Annotated in this window: 22 protein-coding genes; 10 read left to right on the plus strand and 12 right to left on the minus strand. The window is 66.8% G+C overall.

Going from position 1 to position 18,667, the window contains the following annotated elements; all coding sequences use genetic code 11:
* The first annotated feature begins 41 nt into the window (after positions 1-41).
* The 4 genes from GRI62_RS00085 to GRI62_RS00100 all read left to right on the plus strand — a co-directional run bounded on the left by GRI62_RS00085 (position 42) and on the right by GRI62_RS00100 (position 4,049).
* Positions 42-2,162 carry a M13 family metallopeptidase gene (locus tag GRI62_RS00085; RefSeq protein ID WP_131451418.1) on the plus strand — a complete coding sequence of 707 codons (2,121 nt, stop codon included), beginning with the start codon at positions 42-44 and terminating at the stop codon, positions 2,160-2,162.
* A 115-nt stretch (positions 2,163-2,277) separates the two neighbouring features.
* A complete protein-coding gene (locus tag GRI62_RS00090; RefSeq protein WP_131451419.1) occupies positions 2,278-3,084 on the plus strand; it encodes an undecaprenyl-diphosphate phosphatase in 807 nt (268 codons plus the stop codon).
* Positions 3,085-3,261: 177 nt separating this feature from the next.
* On the plus strand, positions 3,262-3,525 hold the full coding sequence (locus GRI62_RS00095) for a hypothetical protein (RefSeq protein ID WP_188669352.1): 264 nt from the start codon (positions 3,262-3,264) through the stop codon (positions 3,523-3,525).
* A gap of 245 nt (positions 3,526-3,770) precedes the next feature.
* Positions 3,771-4,049, plus strand: a complete 279-nt coding sequence (locus GRI62_RS00100) for a hypothetical protein (protein ID WP_188669351.1) — start codon at positions 3,771-3,773, stop codon at positions 4,047-4,049.
* 81 nt (positions 4,050-4,130) lie between these two features.
* Here GRI62_RS00100 and phhA read toward each other — a convergent pair whose 3' ends face one another.
* The 3 genes from phhA to GRI62_RS00115 are packed head-to-tail and all read right to left on the minus strand — an operon-like array spanning position 4,131 to position 5,653.
* The gene (gene phhA, locus GRI62_RS00105; RefSeq protein ID WP_131453669.1) at positions 4,131-5,069 is read right to left on the minus strand and encodes a phenylalanine 4-monooxygenase; all 939 of its coding nucleotides are present in this window, start codon (positions 5,067-5,069) and stop codon (positions 4,131-4,133) included.
* A gap of 48 nt (positions 5,070-5,117) precedes the next feature.
* The gene (locus GRI62_RS00110; RefSeq protein WP_131451420.1) at positions 5,118-5,312 is read right to left on the minus strand and encodes a hypothetical protein; all 195 of its coding nucleotides are present in this window, start codon (positions 5,310-5,312) and stop codon (positions 5,118-5,120) included.
* Between the two features lie 29 nt (positions 5,313-5,341).
* Positions 5,342-5,653 carry a hypothetical protein gene (locus tag GRI62_RS00115; RefSeq protein WP_131451421.1) on the minus strand — a complete coding sequence of 104 codons (312 nt, stop codon included), beginning with the start codon at positions 5,651-5,653 and terminating at the stop codon, positions 5,342-5,344.
* Between the two features lie 124 nt (positions 5,654-5,777).
* Between GRI62_RS00115 and recQ the strand changes: the two genes are divergently transcribed.
* Entirely contained in the window at positions 5,778-7,556 is a 1,779-nt protein-coding gene (gene recQ / locus GRI62_RS00120) for a DNA helicase RecQ (RefSeq protein ID WP_131453670.1), read from the plus strand.
* Here the strand turns inward: recQ and GRI62_RS00125 are convergent.
* A complete protein-coding gene (locus tag GRI62_RS00125) occupies positions 7,540-8,556 on the minus strand; it encodes a TerC family protein (protein ID WP_131451422.1) in 1,017 nt (338 codons plus the stop codon). The two genes, recQ and GRI62_RS00125, sit on opposite strands and share 17 nt — an antisense overlap.
* 66 nt (positions 8,557-8,622) lie before the next feature.
* On the minus strand, positions 8,623-8,952 hold the full coding sequence (locus GRI62_RS14480) for a DUF465 domain-containing protein (RefSeq protein ID WP_234027319.1): 330 nt from the start codon (positions 8,950-8,952) through the stop codon (positions 8,623-8,625).
* Between the two features lie 129 nt (positions 8,953-9,081).
* Between GRI62_RS14480 and GRI62_RS00135 the strand changes: the two genes are divergently transcribed.
* The 5 genes from GRI62_RS00135 (at position 9,082) to asd (ending at position 12,398) form a co-directional block, all read left to right on the plus strand.
* Positions 9,082-9,993, plus strand: coding sequence for an SPFH domain-containing protein (locus GRI62_RS00135; protein WP_234027320.1), 912 nt, complete (start codon positions 9,082-9,084; stop codon positions 9,991-9,993).
* A 4-nt stretch (positions 9,994-9,997) separates the two neighbouring features.
* Positions 9,998-10,204: a type II toxin-antitoxin system antitoxin gene (locus GRI62_RS00140; protein WP_131451424.1), complete on the plus strand. Its 207-nt coding sequence runs from the start codon at positions 9,998-10,000 to the stop codon at positions 10,202-10,204.
* 35 nt (positions 10,205-10,239) lie between these two features.
* Complete coding sequence (locus tag GRI62_RS00145; protein ID WP_131451425.1) at positions 10,240-11,229, plus strand: right-handed parallel beta-helix repeat-containing protein; 990 nt, start codon at positions 10,240-10,242, stop codon at positions 11,227-11,229.
* Positions 11,230-11,292: 63 nt separating this feature from the next.
* Positions 11,293-11,556 carry a DksA/TraR family C4-type zinc finger protein gene (locus tag GRI62_RS00150; protein WP_131451426.1) on the plus strand — a complete coding sequence of 88 codons (264 nt, stop codon included), beginning with the start codon at positions 11,293-11,295 and terminating at the stop codon, positions 11,554-11,556.
* Entirely contained in the window at positions 11,556-12,398 is an 843-nt protein-coding gene (asd, locus tag GRI62_RS00155; protein ID WP_131451427.1) for an archaetidylserine decarboxylase, read from the plus strand. Before GRI62_RS00150 ends, asd begins: the two co-directional genes overlap by 1 nt.
* A 15-nt stretch (positions 12,399-12,413) precedes the next feature.
* Here the strand turns inward: asd and ribA are convergent, their stop codons facing one another.
* The 7 genes from ribA to pabB all read right to left on the minus strand — a co-directional run bounded on the left by ribA (position 12,414) and on the right by pabB (position 18,630).
* The gene (gene ribA, locus GRI62_RS00160; protein WP_234032811.1) at positions 12,414-13,451 is read right to left on the minus strand and encodes a GTP cyclohydrolase II; all 1,038 of its coding nucleotides are present in this window, start codon (positions 13,449-13,451) and stop codon (positions 12,414-12,416) included.
* A gap of 29 nt (positions 13,452-13,480) precedes the next feature.
* Positions 13,481-14,269, minus strand: coding sequence for an exodeoxyribonuclease III (locus tag GRI62_RS00165; RefSeq protein ID WP_131453673.1), 789 nt, complete (start codon positions 14,267-14,269; stop codon positions 13,481-13,483).
* Positions 14,270-14,609: 340 nt separating this feature from the next.
* Positions 14,610-15,311 carry a LolA family protein gene (locus tag GRI62_RS00170; RefSeq protein WP_131451428.1) on the minus strand — a complete coding sequence of 234 codons (702 nt, stop codon included), beginning with the start codon at positions 15,309-15,311 and terminating at the stop codon, positions 14,610-14,612.
* Between the two features lie 112 nt (positions 15,312-15,423).
* A complete protein-coding gene (gene rpmG, locus GRI62_RS00175) occupies positions 15,424-15,591 on the minus strand; it encodes a 50S ribosomal protein L33 (RefSeq protein ID WP_131451429.1) in 168 nt (55 codons plus the stop codon).
* 140 nt (positions 15,592-15,731) lie between these two features.
* Positions 15,732-16,136 (minus strand): alternative ribosome rescue aminoacyl-tRNA hydrolase ArfB, encoded by a 405-nt coding sequence (arfB, locus tag GRI62_RS00180; RefSeq protein WP_131451430.1) that lies wholly within the window; start codon positions 16,134-16,136, stop codon positions 15,732-15,734.
* Entirely contained in the window at positions 16,136-16,837 is a 702-nt protein-coding gene (locus tag GRI62_RS00185; RefSeq protein ID WP_131451431.1) for an RluA family pseudouridine synthase, read from the minus strand. The genes arfB and GRI62_RS00185 overlap by 1 nt, the downstream gene beginning before the upstream one ends.
* Positions 16,834-18,630: an aminodeoxychorismate synthase component I gene (gene pabB, locus GRI62_RS00190; RefSeq protein ID WP_131453674.1), complete on the minus strand. Its 1,797-nt coding sequence runs from the start codon at positions 18,628-18,630 to the stop codon at positions 16,834-16,836. The genes GRI62_RS00185 and pabB overlap by 4 nt, the downstream gene beginning before the upstream one ends.
* Positions 18,631-18,667 lie beyond the last annotated feature (37 nt).

Below are 18,667 nucleotides of genomic sequence, written 5' to 3' on the forward strand. Positions count from 1 at the left end.
GCAACTTCAACGACTTTCGTAAAAAACAAGAGGACTGCCGGATGCTCCGCAAGATTTTGATTTCATCGGTATCGGCCCTTGGCCTTGCCGTTGCCATCCCTGCCATGGCGCAGGACGACGCCGCGCCGATGCCGACCATGGATTTTGGTACCTGGGGCGTCGGCCTCGATGGTATCGACGCTGCCGTGGATCCGGGCGACGATTTCAACGCCTACGTCAACGGCAAGTGGGTGCGCGAGAACACCATCCCCGCCGACCGCCAGCGCTTCGGTGCCTTCGACCTGCTGGGCGAGAAGTCGCGCGAGGACGTGCGCACCCTGGTGAACGAACTCGTCGCTTCCAACCCCGCGCCCGGCACCACGGCGCGCCGCATCGTCGATGCCTACAACGCCTATTACGATGTCGAGGCGATCGATGCGCGCGGCCTCGCGCCGGCGCAGCCCTACCTCGACACGATCCGCGGCGTCAGCAACCTGACCGAGCTTGCCGCCCTGTTCGAACAGCCGGCCTATAGTGGCCTCATCAGCATCGGGGTGGGCATCGATGCCCGCAACCCCACGCAGTACGTGCCCAGCATCGGGTTCGACGGCATGGGCCTGCCCGATCGCGACTACTACCTCGTCGATTCAGAAAGCAACCTGGCCATCCGCGAAGCCTACAAGGACTATCTCGGCACCATGCTGACGGCGGCCGGGTATACCGATGTCGAGGCGTGGGCCGACGCGATCTATGCGTTCGAGCGCCAGGTGGCGCAGGCCGAGTGGGGCCGCTCGGTGCTGCGCATGCCGCAGCTCACCTACAACGAGCTGACGCCTGACCAGCTGCGCGAGATGGCCGGTGATTTTCCCATCGACACCATCCTGGAAACCGGTGGCTTTATGGGCCAGACGCGATTCCTTGCCAGCCAGCTTCCCCCAACCGAGGAAGAGATTGCCGCGCTCGGCCTGACCGAGGCGCAGATGGGCATGATCGGCGGCGGTCTGCCGGCGATGATGGAAATCCTCACCGAGACTCCGCTGGAAACCCTGAAGGCCTACATGGCGGTGCAGTTCCTGGCGTCCAATGCCTCCGTCCTGCACAGCGACCTCGATACCGCCGTGTTCGATTTCTACGGTCGCACGATCGGTGGACAGGAAGCCCAGGAAGCACGCTGGAAGCGGGCGATCGGCGTTGTCCAGGGCACGCTGGGCGAACAGCTCGGCCAGCTCTATGTCGAACGCTACTTCCCCGCCGCCAGCAAGGCCGAGATGGAAGAGCTCGTCGGCAACCTGTCGCGTTCGATGAACATGGCCCTGGACGAGAACGAGTGGATGTCGCCCGATACCGTCACCCAGGCACGCGCCAAGCTGGAAGGCTTCGTGCCGATGGTCGGCTATCCGGACGAGTTCGAGACCTACGACGGGCTCGAGATCACGGCCAACGATCCGCTGGCCAATTCCATGAACGCGCGGGCCTGGGGCATTGCCGACAATCTCGCCAAGCTGGGGACCACGGTCGATCCGAGCGAATGGGGCATGCTGCCGATGACGGTGAACGCCTACTATTCGCCGCTGTCGAACCGCATCGTCTTCCCCGCCGCGATCCTGCAGCGCCCGTTCTTCGATGCGGAGAACGATCCGGCAGTGAACTACGGCGCAATCGGCGCGGTGATCGGGCACGAAATCGGTCACGGCTACGACGACCAGGGCTCGCAGTTCGATGCCACGGGCACGCTGCGCAATTGGTGGCAGGATGCCGACCGCGAGGGCTTCGAGGAATACGCCGGCCGCATGGGCGAACTGATCGAGGCCTATTGCCCGGTCGAAAGCCCCGAAGGCCCGGTGTGCCTGCGCGCCGGCCAGTCGATGGGTGAAACGCTGGGCGACGTGGTCGGCCTGCAGATGGCCTACCGCGCCTATCGCCTGTCGCTGAACGGGCAGGAAGCCCCGGTGATCGACGGCCTGACCGGCGACCAGCGGTTCTTCCTCGGCTTCGGGCAGATCTGGCGCGGCATGGAGCGCGAGGAAAGCCTGCGCAACCGCGTGATGACCGCCAACCACCCGCCGGGCGAGTTCCGCGTGAACAACGCCGTGCGTCACCTCGATGCCTGGTACGATGCCTTCGACGTCTCCACCGATGACGAGCTGTACCTCCCGCCGGAAGAGCGCATCCGCATCTGGTAAGCGCCTTTACCGGTCGACAATCGGCCCGCCCCCGCATCGTGCCGGGGGCGGGCCTTTTGCTTTGTGGGCCACTGGTGCTTGACTTGGCGGCGCGGTGCGGGGAAGTCGCGCGGCCATGGACACCACACTCACCGCCATCCTGCTCGGCATCGTCGAGGGCCTCACGGAATTCCTGCCGGTTTCCTCCACCGGGCACCTGATTCTCGCCACCGAATTGCTCGGCTACGACGCGGAGCGGTGGGCGGTGTTCAACATCGCCATCCAGCCGGGCGCGATCCTGGCCGTGGCGGTGCTTTACTGGCGCACCTTCTGGGAAGCCTTCATCGGCCTGTTCCGCTGGGATCCCAAGGCCGTGGCCTTCGTGCGCAACCTGCTGGTGGCCTTTACCCCCGCCGTGGTCCTGGGCCTCGCCTTTGGTGACCAGATCGAGGTCATGCTGGAGAACGCCACGATCGTCGCCTGGGCGCTGATCATCGGCGGCTTTGCCATCCTGGCAGTGGAACACTATGCCGATCCGCAGGAATCGGGCGGCGTCGCGGCGCTCAGCCTGAGACAATCGGCGCTGGTGGGCGCGGTCCAGTGCCTTGCCATGGTGCCCGGCGTCAGCCGATCGGGCGCGACCATTTTGGGTGCGATGGCCATGGGCGTCGATCGCAAGACCGCAGCCGAATTCAGCTTTTTCCTGGCGCTGCCCACGCTGACCGGTGCCACCGTGCTGCAACTGTGGAAGCACGGCAGCGAGATCGGCACGGGCGCCGTGGGCTGGGGCGAAATCGCCATCGGCTTCGTCGTGGCCTTCGTGGTCGCGCTGGCGGTCATCAAGGCGTTCGTCGCCTACATCAGCCGCCACGGTTTCAAGCCGTTTGCCTGGTATCGCATCGTGATCGGGGTGGCCGCACTGGCCTGGTTCGCCCTGCGGTAACCATCAAAAAGGGGAACTCCTGCCCCCGCCCGTCGGTTCACCCTTGGAATTGGGACGAAAATGCGGCAGGATTGCGCCGCAGTTGCCCAAATCGGGTAATGGCCGGGCGCTACGCCGGGCCGATATGCCAGCATTTCGCCGCATCTTGCGAGCGAGTGCATCAGAAGGGGAATACCTATGAAGAAGATTATCGCTTTCGCCGCCGCCGCCACGCTTGGCCTCGCCGCCTGCGACAGCCCGGCTGAAGAAGCTGCCGAAGAGCAGGCCGAAGGCATCGAAGACCAGGCTGATGCCATGGAAGATGCCGGCCAGATCACCGACGCCGAAGCCGACGTGATGGAAGAGCAGGCCGACCGCGTCGAAGACGCCGCCGAAGGCGACACCGACATGGGCACCAACGACGAGCCGATCGGCACCACCGTCGACGAATCGGCCATGTAACCAGTTTCCGGCGCGTGCGCCTGTCGGGCGGACGCATCGAACAATGCGGGGGCCGGGGCGCTGGACGTTCCGGCCCCCGTTCCGTTTCGCCTCGCTGTCGCCTCCATCGCGGTCACAAATTCGCCGCAATTCGATAGCCTGCCGTTGAAACCCAATTGAATCCACAAAACCTGTGCACTATGTACGAGCCGCTGGGCCACAATTTCGCCATGTTTCCGTTCGCAGGGCCCTGAAAGGACAATGTCATGAAGAAGATTATCGCTTTCGCCGCCGCCGCCACCCTGGGCCTCGGCCTCGCTGCCTGCGAAGGCGCGAACGAGAACGCCATGGAAGACGCCGGTGAGCAGAACGCCGAAGTCGTGAGCGACCAGGCCGAAGCCATGGAAGATGCCGGCCAGATCACCGACGCGCAGGAAGACGCCATGACCGACGCCGCCGAAGACCAGGCCGACGCCATGGAAGTCCAGGGCGAAGCCATGGACGAAGGCACCGCCGTGACGACCGAGACCACCGAAGGCATGTAAGCCTTCGCTCTCGAGCGAATACAAAAAAGGCCGGTGCCCTTGCGGGTGCCGGCCTTTTTCCTTGCGCAGTATCGAGGTCGGCTAGACCGGCTGTGCGTTCGATCCCCGGCCGCCGCGCAGGAAATATTCCTGGCTGCCCCGGTGCAGCACGTTGTCGACGTCGATCACCGCGGAATTGGCGTAGGTGAAGCTTGGGCCAAGGCTGCGGTAGAGCCGATCGAAATCGCGCTCCACTGTCTGCCGATAGAGATCCTCGAAGCTTTCGATGACGAAGTAGGTCGGCTGCAGGTCGTCGATCACGTAATCGGTGCGCATGACCCGGTCGACGTTCAGCATGATGCGGTTGGGGCTCTGCGCCTCCAGCGCGAAGATCGCCTCGGTCGGGCCGGAGGAAATGCCGGCGCCATAGATACGCGGCTCCCCGTCCTCCATCATCAGCCCGAATTCGACCGTGTACCAGTAAAGCGACCCCAGTGCCTTCAGCCGGTTGTACCGCATCGCCTTCCATCCGGCGCGGCCGTATTCCTGCATGTAATCGGCAAACACCGGATCGGTCAGCATGGGGACGTGGCCGAACACGTCGTGGAACACGTCGGGTTCCTGGATGTAATCGAACGTCTCGCGCGTGCGGATGAAGTTGCCCGCCGGGAAGCGGCGGTTGGCAAGGTGCCAGAAGAACACGTGGTCGGGGATCAGCATGGGCACCGGCACCACGCTCCACCCTGTCAGCGAACCCAGTTCGCGCGACAGGCGATCGAAGCTGGGCACCCCGCCGTTGCCCAGGCTGAGCCGTTCGAGCCCTTTCAGGAACGGCGTGCATACGCGGCCGGGCAGAACCTGCATCTGCCGGTCGAACAGGTCGTCCCAGATGCGGTCATCTTCGGAGGTGTATTGGGTCTGCGCCGGCTCCAGCCAGTCCTCGCCAACGTGGGCGGGTCGTCGGAGCGGAGCAGTGAACACGCCCGCGTCGACTTCGGGCAGCGCCGCGAAATCGGTTTGGGCTGCGGAAATCTCGGCCATGTCGTTCATTGGCGACGGACTATCACAGCCGGATCGCGCGATCCAGTTTCACTGATCGCCATCCGCCCCGGCGGCGGATCCGGCGGTGGGCCCGGCGTCAACCGCCGTATCGGGCCGCTCGTCGAGCAACTCGGCAGCTTGCGCCAGGGCGCGCTGTTCGCTGGCCTGCGCATCGGCGGGCGGGGCGGGCGGCGCCTCGTCCCCGCAGGCCGCGAGCGTCAGCAGCGCGGCCAGCGAGGACAAGGGGGTCAAAAGGAACAGCGAGCGCGGGATCACTCCGCTGCGGCGGCGGCGTTCTGGGCGGCGTCGGCGGCGGCGGCGGCATCGAGTACATCGTCGACAGCGGCCTGGGCATCGTCGGCGGCTTCCTCGGCGGTCTGCTGCGTTTCCTCGATGACCTCTTCGGCCTGCGCTTCGGTCGTGGCGCGGGTGTCGACCACGGGTTCGGGCACGTTGACCATCGCTTCATCGGCGGGCACTTCCACCGTGTCCGCCACGGCATCTTCCGAGGCATCGGTGGACGAACCACAGGCGGCGAGCACCAGCGCGGCGGGCGTGGCGAGGGCGAGAGCGAGCTTCTTCATGGCAATGTGACCTTTGCGGCAAGTAAGGGTTGTCTATGCCCCGCTCCCTAGCGCAGCCCCGCGCGTGTGGGAATGGGCATCGCGCGCGCTGGCGATGATGCCGGCGATCTGTCAGGGCCGCGCCATGGCTCCCGATCTTGCAACAGCACAGGCCGAACTGCGGCGCATCTTCGGCTTTGCGGACTTTCGCGGGCGGCAGGCGGAGGTGATCGAGCGCGTGCTGGCGGGGCAATCGACGCTGGCGGTGATGCCCACGGGTGCTGGCAAGTCGCTCACCTACCAGTTGCCCGCCACCCTGCTGGAGGGCACGTGCGTCGTCGTCTCCCCCCTGATCGCGCTGATGCACGACCAGCTGCGCAGCGCGCGGGCGAACGGCATTCGCGCGGCAACGCTCACATCCGTCGATGCCGACTGGCGCGAGACGATCGACGCCTTTCGCGCCGGCGAGCTCGATCTGCTCTACGTGGCGCCCGAACGGGCGAGCCAGCCCGGGTTCGCCGGAATGCTGCGCGATGGCAGGCTGGCGCTGTTCGCGGTGGACGAGGCGCATTGCGTTTCCGAATGGGGACACGATTTCCGCCCCGACTATCGCCAGTTGCGCCCCCTGATGGACCTGTTCCCGGCCGTCCCGCGCCTTGCCCTGACGGCAACGGCGGACGCCCACACCCGCGCCGACGTGCTCGCCCAGCTCGGCATCCCGGCAGACGGGCTGGTGATCGCGGGCTTCGACCGGCCGAATATCCGCTATGCCATCCGCCCGCGCCAGAGCGGTTCGCGCCAGCTGGCCGACCTGCTGGCCGAGCAGCCCGGGCCGGGCATCGTCTACGCCCAGACGCGGCGGCAGGTGGAACAGCTGGCGGAAAAGCTGGCCGCCGAGACGGGGCGCGAGGTGCGCCCCTATCACGCAGGGCTGCCGGCCGAGGTGCGCAGCGCCAACCAGGCGGCCTTCGTCGCATCCGAGGACATGGTGATCTGCGCCACGATCGCCTTTGGCATGGGCATCGACAAGCCCGACGTGCGGCTGGTCGCCCATGCCGGCGTGCCCAAGTCTATCGAGGCCTATTACCAGGAAACCGGGCGTGCGGGGCGCGATGGCGACCCGGCGCTGGCAGTGATGCTGTGGGGCGCGGGCGATTTCGTAACCGCGCGCCAGCGCGTGGCTGAACTGGAGGAGGCGCGCCAGCCGGGCGAGCGGGCGCGGCTGGACGCGCTGGCGGGCCTCGTCGAGACGCCGGGCTGCCGGCGCGCCGTGCTGCTGCGGCATTTCGGCGAGGATCCGCCGCCCACCTGCGGCAATTGCGACAACTGCCTCGATCCGCCCAAGGTCGTCGATGCCACCGAGTTGGCGCGCAAGCTGCTGTCCGCCGCCTATCGCACCGGGCAAAGCTTTGGCCTTGGCCACCTGCAAAAGGTGCTGACCGGCGCGGCGGACGAACGGATCACGCAGCGCGGTCACGACAAGCTGAGCGTGTTCGGCATCGTCGAGAGGGAGGAGGCGCGGCTGATCGCGCCGCTGGCAAGGGCCTTGCAGGCACGCGGCGCGCTGGCGGCGAACGACCACGGCGGTCTGGTGCTGGCAGGCGACGCGCGTGCCATCCTGACGGGCGATGCCGAGGTCGCCATCGTGCAGCCGCCGGAGGGACGCGGCCGGCGGGGCCGCTCGCGCGGTGCGGTGCCCAACCCCATCGGCGATCCGCTGTTCGATGCCTTGCGCGAACTGCGCCGCGCGCTGGCTGCCGAGGCGAAGGTGCCGCCCTACGTGGTGTTCCACGATTCGGTGCTGCGCGACATGGCCGCGGCGCGGCCCGCCTCCCTCGCCGAACTGTCGGGGATACCCGGCGTCGGCGAAAAGAAGCGGGCCGCCTATGGCGAGGCGTTTCTCAAGGTCATCCGCGAGAACTGAGCTCATCATGCGGCAATTGCGGTGCCGCATCCTCGCCGTGGCGGGTTTTCCACAGCGAATAGAATACGCCGCCCGCGATCAGTCCCGCGGTGACGCCGAGGCTCAGCAGCGGGGGGAACTTTGCCCCGCCGAGCAGGAAGTCGGTCACGAAGATCTTCGAACCGATGAACACCAGCACCGCGGCCAGCGCATACTTTAGGTAGTAGAAGCGGTGCACCATCGCCGCGAGCGCGAAGTAGAGCGCCCTCAGGCCCAGGATCGCCATGATGTTGCTGGTGTAGACGATGAAGGTATCGGTGGTGATGGCAAAGATCGCCGGCACGCTGTCGATGGCGAAGACCAGGTCCGCCAGGTTGATGACGACCAGCGCCAGGAAAAGCGGGGTGGCCGCGGTCACCAGCTTGCCGGTCTTGTTGTCGGCGACTTTCACGAAGAAGTGCTGGTCGTGCAGTTGCGGCGTCACCCGCATGTGCGTGGAAATCCAGCGCACCACCGGATTGTTCGCGATGTCAGGGGCGTGATCGCCGGCGAAGAACATCTTGATGCCGGTGAACACCAGGAAGGCGGCAAAGATGTAGAGCACCCAGTAAGCCTCCGCCACCAGCGCCGCGCCGCCCGCGATCATCAGGCCGCGCAGCAGGATGACCGCCAGGATGCCCCACAGCAGGGCGCGATACTGGTACTTGGGCGGAATGGCGAAGTAGGTGAAGATCAGGCTGATGACGAAGACGTTGTCGATCGACAGCGCCTTTTCGATGAAGAAGCCGGTGTAATACTGCATCCCCAGCTCGGCCCCGCGCTCGGCCCAGATCCACGCGCCGAAAGCGAGCGCAACGCCGATGTAGAACGCGCTGAGCTTCAGCGATTCGCCGATGCCCATCTCGCGGTCTTCCTTGTGCAGCACGCCAAGATCGAAGGCGGTAAGGGCAAGGACGAGGCCTACGAAGACCAGCCAGAACCACACGGGGGTTCCGAGCCAGTCGGTGACGAGAAATTCCATGGCGTGTTCTCCGCACAGCAGGGCGCACGGTGGCGGCGCCGTGGCCGTTCCCCCGTGCGCCGGGGGTTATCGGGCCAGGGAGCGGTTCTTCATCGCGCGCGCGATGCGATCCTTGATGGCGAGCTTCAGCTTCTTCAGCCGCAGCAGCGCGAACGCATCGCCGCCGCGGCTGCGCCGGGCGGCGGCGATCATCGCATCGAGCTTTTGATGATGTTCCATCAGGCGGAACAGGCGTTTGGACATGACGAATTTCCCTATCGAACGAAGATTGTGGTTCGATCGGGTGCTGCCGACACCTTGGCCCGGGCAGGGGAGGGTGGGGAGGAGACCCGGGCCCGGCATCGGCAACATCCGATGCGGTCCGACATCACGCAGCGCAAGGCCCAAAGGCTGCAAGCGCCGCGCCAGAGGGGCCCGGTCCGCGCAGGCAATATAGGGCGATGGCACCGTATTTCAACAGGGTCTTGACCGCGGCTGAACCCGCTATTATTGCGATATCATATTTATATCAAACAGGAGGGTAACATGGTCGGGCACAACACTTCGATGAACCGCAGTCAGGAACGCGTCAGCGGCGGATTCAACGGCTATCTGATGCTGTTCGTCACGCTTGCGCTGCTTGCGCTGGCTGCCTGGCTCTTCGTATCGGGAATTGGCCTGGCGAATGCAGGCCGGTCGCCGGTTGGCTGGCTGGTGGGCGGAGGCGTGATTGCCACGGCGGCGCTGCTCGCGATGATCGGCTTCTACATGATCCAGCCCAACCAGGGTGCGGTCATCACGTTGTTCGGCGAATACCGCGGCACCGACCGGACCGAGGGGCTGCGCTGGGTATGGCCGTGGATGGCCAAGCAGAAGGTCAACGTGCGCGCCCACAACATCCATTCCGAACGCATCAAGATCAACGACCGGCGCGGCAACCCGATCGACGTTGCCTGCAACGTGGTCTGGCGCGTGCGCGACACGGCGCAGGCGGTGTTCGATGTCGACGATTACAAGGCGTTCGTGAACATCCAGATAGAGGCGGGTTTGCGCAGCGTGGGCGCGCGCCACCCCTACGACGATTTCGAGGAAAACGAGACGACGCTTCGCGGCAGTCCCGACGTGATCAACGGTGAATTGCAGGTCGAGCTCAACGAGCGGCTGAGCGTGGCTGGCGTGGAGGTGGACGAGGCCAGCCTCACCCACCTCGCCTACGCCAGCGAGATTGCCGGGGCCATGCTGCGTCGCCAGCAGGCCGAAGCGGTGATCGCCGCGCGCGCCAAGCTGGTGATGGGCGCCGTCAGCATGGTGCAGATGGCGCTGGAAAAGCTCAGCGCCGACGACATCGTCCACCTCGACGACGAGCGGCGCGCGGCGATGGTCTCGAACCTGATGGTGGTATTGTGCGGAGAGCGCGAGGTGAACCCCGTGGTGAACGCGGGCTCGCTCTACCAGTAGACAGATGGCAGGCGCTCCGCAGAAAAAGGCGTTCGCGCTGCGGCTCGATCCGGCGCTCCACCAATGTGTGGAGCGCCTTGCCGCGACCGAGCTGCGCTCGGTCAACGCCGAGATCGAGGTGCTGCTGCGCGAGGCGCTGGAGCGGCGTGGCATTCGCGTGGAGCGCACGCCGCCGCCGCGCCGGGGTCGCCCGCCGGAGGTGGAGGAGTGACGGTTCGTTAACCGTGTTGCGCTACGTGTGCGGGCATGGTGACACAGGCCCTTCGTTCGAACCACGCGGCGCTCCGCTTCCGGCTGACGCTGGCTGTCGCCGCGCTGGCCGTGGCTGCTATTCCCGCCGCAGCGCTGTTGGCGCAAACGGGCGCCTCACCCTATACCGTGGTGGAGACCGGGCGCGGCTACGATCGGCTGCAGGACGCGGTGAACGCCATCGGCGATGCCAGCGGCACGATCGCCATTGCGCCCGGCCGGCATCAGCAGTGCGCGGTGCAGAGCGCCGGCGCCATTTCCTATTTCGCCACCCAGCCGGGATCGGCGATATTCGACGGGGTCACCTGCGAGGGCAAGGCCGCGCTGGTGCTGCGCGGACGCAGTGCCGAGGTGGCTGGCCTGGTGTTCGAGAACATGCGCGTGCCCGATTTCAACGGATCCGGCATCCGGCTGGAACAGGGCGACCTGACCGTGGCCGAAAGCTGGTTCCGCGACAGCCAGCAGGGCATCCTCACCGCGCAGGACGAAAGCGCGACGATGGTGATCGACCGGTCCACCTTTACCCGGCTCGGCACCTGCGAGGGGCCGGGCGGCTGCGCCCATTCGATCTACACCGGCGATCTCGCCGCGCTGCGCGTCACCCGCAGCCGCTTCGAACAGGGACGCGGCGGGCATTACGTCAAATCGCGCGCGGCGCGGGTGGACATCGCCGCCAGCAGCTTTGACGATGCCGCCGGGCGCGCCACCAATTACATGATCGACCTGCCGGGCGGGGCCGAGGGGCAGATCAGCAACAACTGGTTCGTGCAAGGGCAGGACAAGGAGAACTATTCCGCCTTCATCGCGGTCGCCGCGGAAGGACGCAGCCATCCCAGCACCGGCCTGCAGGTCGTGGGCAACGACGCGCGCTTCGCCGCCGGGGTCGATCGCAGTTCGATCTTCGTCGCCGACTGGTCGGGAGAAGTTGCTGGCGTGGGGGAGAACACGCTTGCCCCCCGGCTATCCCGTTACGAGCGGATCCGCTGACGCCAGCGACTTGACCCGGAACGCCAGCAAAGGCTGGCCGTTGGCAGGTCAGGAGACTTTGCCATGGCAGGCGGATGGTCGCGCGATGGCGCGGTGCAGGATCAGATCGACGATAGCGTGAACGACGCGGTGGCCGCGGCGCGCGCGCGGATTCCGCGTGGCGAGAGCGCGCAATGGTGCGATATTTGCGGGGAAGACATTCCCGAAAAGCGCCGCGTGGCCGTGCCGGGCGTGCGCACCTGCGTGGAATGCCAGTCGGGCCGCGATGCGGCAGTGCGTCACTCCTCGATCAATCGGCGCGGCTCCAAGGACAGCCAGCTGCGCTGATGAGCAAGACCTTCATCCGCCTTCAGCACCTTGCGCCGCATCACGCCGTCTCGCGCCTCGCCGGAAAATTCGCGGGCAGCGAGACGCCGTGGATCAGGGATCGCCTGATACACCGGTTCATCGCGGCCTACGATGTTGACATGAGCGAAGCCGCGCGCCCCGTGGCGGCCTATGCCAGCTTCAACGACTTCTTCACCCGTGAGCTGAAACCCGGCGCCCGGCCGCTGGCCGATGCCGGTGCCCATGTGCTCAGCCCGGCAGATGGCGCGATCAGCCAGATCGGCGCGATAAGCGACGGCCGCATCTTCCAAGCCAAGGGCCGCGAGTTCACCGCGACGCAGCTTCTTGGCGGCGATGCCGAGATCGCCGCGCGGTTCGAGGGCGGCAGCTTTGCCACCATCTATCTCAGCCCGAAGGACTATCACCGCGTCCACATGCCCGCCGGGGGCGAGCTGCTCGGCACCGTCTATGTGCCGGGCGACCTCTTCAGCGTGAACCAGGTCACGGCGGAAAACGTCGACGACCTGTTCGCTCGCAACGAACGGCTCGCCTGCGTTTTCGACGGGCCGCACGGCCTGTTCGCCAGCGTGATGGTCGGCGCGATGATCGTGGCGGGTGTCGAGACCGTCTGGGGCGGGCGCGAGCAGGCCCACGCGCGCACCCTGCGCCACCGCTCCTACGCCGATGGCGAACATACGTTTGCCGCGGGGGACGAGATGGGCCGGTTCTTCCTCGGTTCGACCGTAGTGCTGCTGTTCGAGCCGGGCCGGGTCGAATGGGACGAGAGCCTTGGCGCGGGCGATGCCGTACGCATGGGGCAGGCGCTGGGGCGCTGGCTTTAGGTCGGCAACGAGCGGCTAGGTGAGCAAATGCCCGGCGCGGTCGCGCTTGGTTTCCAGGTAGCGATGGTTGTGCGGGTTGGCGGGCAACTGGTGCGGCACGCGCTCCGCCACCGTCACGCCTGCCGCCTCCAGCGCGGCGACCTTGGCCGGATTGTTCGTCATCAGCCGGATCGTATCCACGCCGAGCAGGTCGAGCATCCGGGCCGCCAGCGGGAAGTCGCGCGCCTCGGCCGGCAGGCCCAGACTGCGGTTGGCCTCCAGCGTATCCAGCCCCTCGTCCTGCAGGCGGTAGGCGCGCAGCTTGTTGATGAGGCCGATGCCGCGCCCTTCTTGCCTCAGATAGAGCAGCAGCCCCCAACCGCCCGCAGCAGCCTCCACCGCCATCGCCGCCAGCGCGGCATCGAGTTGCGGGCCGCAGTCGCATTTCAGGCTGGAGAAGACATCGCCGGTCAGGCACTCGGAGTGCAGGCGGACCAGCGGCGCGCGGTCCGATGTCTGCTCGCCCAGCACCAGCGCGACATGCTCGCGCATGTCGTCGATGGCGCGAAAGGCGATGATGCGCGCGTCCTCCCCCACGATGACGGGCAGGGTGGCGCGCGTGGCGATGTGCAGGTTGGCGGGATCGCTCCAGGCGGCAAGATCGGCCACGGCGAATGCCACCGGCTCGCCCTCCGGCGCGGGCGCGACGAGGAACGCGGGCAGCACCCCTGCCACGCGCGCGAGTTCGAGGGCGGCGGCGGCCTCGGCGGGCCAGGCGCAGTCCTCGGCGCGGAACGGCCCCTTCAGCGGAGCGTCGAGGTCGCGCGCCGGGTCCGCAACCGCCAGCGCCTGGGCAACGCGCAGTGGCTCGGCCGCGCGGATCAGCACGGGCGAATGACCGTCGGCTGCGGCGCGCTGATTAGTGAGCCGCAAGGTCTCGGCGCGGGCGGCCGAGATAAGCAAGTGGGCGGCGCGGGCTTCGGGCAGTGGAGCAGTCTCGATGGGCAGCAGCACCGGGGCATCGCCGACGCGGATCGGCCAGCCGTGCCGCAGTGCATCGATCGCTTGGGCCACGCGGCGAGTGGGCGAAGGGCGCGCGCCGCTCAGAGATCGAACTCGGTCACCAGCGGCACGTGGTCGCTGGGCTTGTCCCAGGTACGTGTATGCTCGGCGATGGTGTGCGCCCGGCTCTGCGCGGCGAGATCGGGCGAGGCCCACATGTGGTCGAGCCGCCGGCCGCGGTCCTTGCCCTGCCAGTAGGTGCGGTAGGACCACCAGGAGTAGTTGCGTTCCGGTGCGGGGATGTGCTTGCGGCCCAGGTCCACCCAATCGTGCGCGCCCTGCAACCGCGCCAGCGTTTCCACCTCGATCGGCGTGTGGCTGACCACCTTGATGAGCGCCTTGTGATCGTAGACGTCGCAATCGAGCGGGGCGACGTTGAAGTCGCCGACCAGCAGGCTGGGCCGGTCGACCCGTTCCGCCCAGCGTGTCATCCGTTCGAGAAAATCGAGCTTCTGGCCGAACTTGGGGTTCCTGGTGCGGTCAGGCTCGTCGCCGCCGGCGGGGATATAGACGTTCTCGATCACCAGGCCATCGTGATCGGGCAGTTCCACGCCCACGTGCCGCGCCTCGCCGTTGTCCTGCCAGTCATGCCGGGCGATTTCGCGAAACGGCAGGCGGCTGACCGTGGCGACGCCGTGATAGCCCTTCTGCCCGTGAACTGCCTGATGCACGTAGCCCAGGTCCGCAAATTCCTGGGCGGGAAACTGGTGTTCCTGGCACTTGATCTCCTGCAGGCACAGCACGTCGGGCGCTTGCTCGGAGAGGAAGCGTTCGACAAGCGGCATGCGCAGGCGAACCGAATTGATGTTCCAGGTGGCGACGGAGACCATGGCGGTCACCTAGGCCGGGACATTGGAAAAACAAACCCCGGACGCAAAAACGCCCCGGATGAAAGGGATCGCTAAACGAAAAACCCCCGTCGCGGGGGCATTGCGACGGGGGTTCGTTCTTGAGCGTTCGTCACGCTTCAACAGGCGGCGGCTATGCGAAGCTGGGCAACAGGGGGGAAACCCGCTTCACCGCTCGTCCTGAGGCTTGATAACTAGGGTTTCGCGCCTGTCGCGCCAATGAATAAAAGTGGCACCTTGTCGCAAATCTACAACCAGTCGGCGCCGATATGATGGTCTGCAGCGTCAAGCCGAAAACCGCCTTTCAACCGAGGACGAATTATCAGCGCGGTCGGCGCGTGGTGCGGCGCGGATCGCGGTAGGTAAAGGTGCTGTCGGGCACCGATACGCCATACCGATGATTGCGCAGGCGCACCGTCGTGCGATTGTTCTGCGCGTCCAGCGAAACCCAGCTGGCCAGGCGCAGGCCGCCCGGCGCGCTGCTGTCGGGCGAGAAGATGAAGTTGAACACGCCGTATTCCGGGTGCGAGGGATCGCGCACCATCACGCTGATGACGCCGTTGCCCGGGCTCGACTGGACTTCGCCAAAGCGGCGCATGTCGCGGTTGGGGTCGAGCAGAGCACCCAGTGGCGATTCGCCGATCGGATACCGTTCGACCTGGTTGACCTCGTAATCGACAAAGGTCAGCGCGCGCCCGTCGGATACCACGAGCATCTGCGCATCGCCCGAATATTCGAAACGGATGCGGCCCGGATTGCGCAGGGTCAGCGTGCCCGAGTAGCTCCGGCCCGAACGATCGGTCTGGGTGAAGTCCGCGCGAAGCGTGGTGATGGCGCGCAAGGCACCAACGGCACGATCGAGCTGGCTCGACTGGGACTGCGCGACGGCAGGCGCCGACGAAACCGCCAGCGAGGCAGGCGCGGCAAGGGTGGCGACGCCGGCAAAAAGCGCGGCGGCGGGGCGAATACGGCCCAGTCTTGCGAAAAGATTGGGTCTGGCGAAGATATGGGACAAGGTGTTCATGCTCCGGTTTCTGGCGTTGGAGCGTTGAACCGCCTCTGAACCCCTGCGGTTCCCGGCGTTCAGGATCGCTGGGTCAGGGTCGCGTGGTCAGGATCAGTGCAGCGGGGCGCGCTTACTTGATCTTGCCTTCCTTGTATTCGACGTGCTTCTTGGCGACCGGGTCGTACTTGCGGAAGGTGAACTTCTCGGTGTGGTTGCGCGGGTTCTTCTTGGTCACGTAGAAGTGGCCGGTGTCCGCGGTGGAGTTCAGGCGGATCTTGATGGTTGCGGGCTTCGCCATGGTCTTGCCTTCAAAGGTTCACGAGGGCGAAACGCCCGAAAAAACTAGGGGCGACGCACGGCGCCGCCCTTCACGAGCGCGCCTCTGCGCGAGAATCGGGGAAAAGTCAAGGCAGGCACGCGGCCGATCGCCAACTGCGCTCAAAGGTCGACCTTGCCCCGCATCGATTTCTTTTCGGCATGGGCCTTCTTGCCGGCGAGGCGTTTCATCTTTCCCACCCGATTGACCCGCGTCTTCACCCGTTTCTTCGGTTCGCGGCAGGCATCTTCGAGCATGGCCGCCAGCCGCTCGCGCGCGTCGCGCCGGTTGGCGTCCTGCGTGCGATGGTTGCGCGCGTCGATCACGATCTCGCCCGCCTGGTTGAGCCGGCTTCCGGCGAGTGCGGTCAGCCGGTGGAATATGGCGGGCGGCAGGGCGAGGGCGTAGATGTTGACGCGCAGCTGCACCGCGGTCGCCACCTTGTTGACGTTCTGCCCGCCGGGGCCGGAAGCGGTGACGAAGCTTTCCTCGGCGATGGCGTTCGCCCGCTCGAGGATGCGGCCCACTACGCGGCCCCCGGCAGCGGGTCAGCGGGCACCGGAGCGTCGGGCAGCCGGGCTCCCAGCGCCAGGAAATCCGCCGGGAGCGGCGCTTGCGCCTCCACCGGCGGCTTGCCTTCGCGCGGAACGGTCAGGGCGCTGGCGTGGAGCATGGTGCGGGCCACGCGCGCATCCTTGTGGCCATAGACCGGATCGCCCAGCAGGCTGCGCCCGAAGGCGTGTTCGGCATGGACGCGGATCTGGTGGGTGCGGCCGGTTTCCGGTCGGAACTCGACCAGCGTAAGCCCGCCCGGCAATTCCGCCCGCTTCGTCCAGTGGGTGATCGAAGGCTTGCCCTTTTTCGCCACGATCATGCGCCAGCCCTTGGCCTCGCTGCTGATCTTGGAAAGCGCCAGGTCGATCGTGCCCTCGTCCTCGGCCACGGGTCCGGCGACGATCCCGAGATAGGTCTTGGCGACGAGCCTCGCCTCGAATGCCGCGTTGAAGCGCTTCAGCGACTTGGGGTTGCGCGCCAGCAACAGGCAGCCCGAGGTGTCGGTGTCGAGCCGATGGACGGCCTGCGGGGCGCGCTGGAATCCCAGTTTCAGCGCATCGAGATGATCCTCCAGGCTCGCCCCGCCCTTGCGCGGCTGCTCGATCGACAGGCCTGCCGGCTTGTCGATCACCAGCGCTTCGCCGTCTTCGTAGAGAATGGGTATCGGGATCATGACAATCGGGCCTCCATCAGCCCGCGAAGCGCGTTGCCGAGGAGGAAGCCCCCGGATAGATCGTTCAGCGTCAGCTCCGCCTCGCGCGCCTCGCCGCTTTCCAGCAGCGAGCGGCGCAGGACGCCGGGCAGCAGGCCGAGCGTGGCGGGAGGGGTCAGCAGCGTGCCATCGGGGGAACGCACGAAAAGATTGGTCCAGCTGCCTTCCGTAACCAGACCGTCGGCGCGGACCAGAACGGCCTCGGCGGCCCCGGCATCGCGCGCCACGTCCAGCGCGGCCTCGTAGAAGCTGCGGTCCGAGCTCTTGTGGCGCAGGCGCCAGTCGCCGGGCACGGTCGGATGCGGCAGGGCGAGACAGGCCAGCGGCTCGGCCAGCGTCTGCGGCAGGGGCGCGCTTTCCAGCGTCACCGCGCCACTTCGCGCCAGCACCAGCCGCACCCGCGCCGCCTTCTCAAGTTCGAAGCACAGCGCGTGGATCCGGTTGCGCGTGTCGTGCCGATCGAAGGCGAAACCCAGTTCGGCAGCGCTTGCCTTCAGACGTTCGAGGTGCAGTTCGAGAAGCGGCATCCCTTCGTCGGGATCGAAGCGCATCGTCTCGATCAGGTCGTGCCCGCCTGCCGCCCCGCGCACGAAAGCGCCCTTGACCAGGCATTCGCGCCATTCCTCCATGCCGTCGCTGTCGGCCACGATAGCGCCGCCGACGCCGAGCACAGCCTTGTGCCGCTGGTTTTCGCCCGGCGTCAGGCGCACGGTGCGGATGGCCACGTTGAAGGCGGCATCGCCGTTCGCGTCTACCCGCCCGATCGCGCCGCAATAGGGGCCGCGCGCGTCGCGTTCACCTTCGTCGATCAGCTCCATCGCGCGGATCTTGGGTGCACCGGTGATGGAGCCGCAGGGAAACAGCGCGTGCAGCATGTCGATGGCGCCGCGCCCCTCGTCCAGGTCAGCCAGCACGGTGGTCGTCATGGTGTGCAGCGTGGGGTAGGTTTCCACCGCAAAGGGATGTTCCACGCGCACGCTGCCCGCCCTGGCCACGCGGGAGAGATCGTTGCGCATCAGGTCGACGATCATCAGGTTCTCGGCCCGGTCCTTGACCGATTGGCTGAGTTCCTCCGCCATCGCCCGGTCCGCCGCCGCATCCTGCCCGCGCGGGCGAGTGCCTTTCATCGGCTTCACCTTGGCCTTGCCGTCACGCAGGGCGAAGAACAGTTCCGGGCTGAAGCTGAGCAGGTAGTGCGAGCCATCGAACACGACGCCGCCGTATCCCGCCGCCGCCGCGGGGCGGATCGCGGCGTAGATCGCCAGCGGATCGCCGCGCGCCGGCCCGGCGAGGGGAAAGGTGAGATTGGCCTGGTAGATATCGCCCGCGCGGATGGCCTCTTGCAGCCTGTCGAAGGCATCGAGATAGGCACCGGTCGAAACCTGCGGATCGAGCGGGCCGATGCTGGCGACGCCGTTGGCGCGTGCCGCCAGCCATGCGGGCATCTGCGCCGCGGGAATGACTTCGGGCGCATCGAACAGGCCGAGCCAGACGAGCGGCCCCGTCGCTCCGCTGCGCCGCGCTGCCAGCGAGGCCAGGCGATCTTCCAGCGCGAGGCCCGCCTCGTAGGCAAGATAGCCCGCCAGGTGCCCGCCGCCTGCCAGCCGCGCCGCGTCCGCCGCCGCCAGCACCGCCGCCACCTCGCCCGGCTCGCGCGCGACGAACACCGCGCGCGGTGCGGCAAAGAAATGCGCATCGCTGGCGCTGTCCACGCGCGCGTCGTCGAGCAGGACGAAGGGGGTCTTGCCATCCATCGGCGTGGCTCTACGGTTCACCGCCCGATCGGGCAAC

The sequence above is a fragment of the Aurantiacibacter arachoides genome (assembly GCF_009827335.1).
Classification (GTDB): Bacteria; Pseudomonadota; Alphaproteobacteria; order Sphingomonadales; family Sphingomonadaceae; genus Alteraurantiacibacter; species Alteraurantiacibacter arachoides.

What these genes read in the sequence shown, in the direction of transcription:
- GRI62_RS00085 (WP_131451418.1), top strand. Translation starts at nt 42, where the DNA reads ATGCTCCGCAAGATTTTGATTTCATCGGTATCGGCCCTTGGCCTTGCC.
- GRI62_RS00090 (WP_131451419.1), top strand. Translation starts at nt 2,278, where the DNA reads ATGGACACCACACTCACCGCCATCCTGCTCGGCATCGTCGAGGGCCTC.
- GRI62_RS00095 (WP_188669352.1), top strand. Translation starts at nt 3,262, where the DNA reads ATGAAGAAGATTATCGCTTTCGCCGCCGCCGCCACGCTTGGCCTCGCC.
- GRI62_RS00100 (WP_188669351.1), top strand. Translation starts at nt 3,771, where the DNA reads ATGAAGAAGATTATCGCTTTCGCCGCCGCCGCCACCCTGGGCCTCGGC.
- phhA (WP_131453669.1), bottom strand. Translation starts at nt 5,069, where the DNA reads ATGGCCGAGATTTCCGCAGCCCAAACCGATTTCGCGGCGCTGCCCGAA.
- GRI62_RS00115 (WP_131451421.1), bottom strand. Translation starts at nt 5,653, where the DNA reads ATGAAGAAGCTCGCTCTCGCCCTCGCCACGCCCGCCGCGCTGGTGCTC.
- recQ (WP_131453670.1), top strand. Translation starts at nt 5,778, where the DNA reads ATGGCTCCCGATCTTGCAACAGCACAGGCCGAACTGCGGCGCATCTTC.
- GRI62_RS00125 (WP_131451422.1), bottom strand. Translation starts at nt 8,556, where the DNA reads ATGGAATTTCTCGTCACCGACTGGCTCGGAACCCCCGTGTGGTTCTGG.
- GRI62_RS00135 (WP_234027320.1), top strand. Translation starts at nt 9,082, where the DNA reads ATGGTCGGGCACAACACTTCGATGAACCGCAGTCAGGAACGCGTCAGC.
- GRI62_RS00140 (WP_131451424.1), top strand. Translation starts at nt 9,998, where the DNA reads ATGGCAGGCGCTCCGCAGAAAAAGGCGTTCGCGCTGCGGCTCGATCCG.
- GRI62_RS00145 (WP_131451425.1), top strand. Translation starts at nt 10,240, where the DNA reads ATGGTGACACAGGCCCTTCGTTCGAACCACGCGGCGCTCCGCTTCCGG.
- GRI62_RS00150 (WP_131451426.1), top strand. Translation starts at nt 11,293, where the DNA reads ATGGCAGGCGGATGGTCGCGCGATGGCGCGGTGCAGGATCAGATCGAC.
- asd (WP_131451427.1), top strand. Translation starts at nt 11,556, where the DNA reads ATGAGCAAGACCTTCATCCGCCTTCAGCACCTTGCGCCGCATCACGCC.
- GRI62_RS00165 (WP_131453673.1), bottom strand. Translation starts at nt 14,269, where the DNA reads ATGGTCTCCGTCGCCACCTGGAACATCAATTCGGTTCGCCTGCGCATG.
- GRI62_RS00170 (WP_131451428.1), bottom strand. Translation starts at nt 15,311, where the DNA reads ATGAACACCTTGTCCCATATCTTCGCCAGACCCAATCTTTTCGCAAGA.
- rpmG (WP_131451429.1), bottom strand. Translation starts at nt 15,591, where the DNA reads ATGGCGAAGCCCGCAACCATCAAGATCCGCCTGAACTCCACCGCGGAC.
- GRI62_RS00185 (WP_131451431.1), bottom strand. Translation starts at nt 16,837, where the DNA reads ATGATCCCGATACCCATTCTCTACGAAGACGGCGAAGCGCTGGTGATC.
- pabB (WP_131453674.1), bottom strand. Translation starts at nt 18,630, where the DNA reads ATGGATGGCAAGACCCCCTTCGTCCTGCTCGACGACGCGCGCGTGGAC.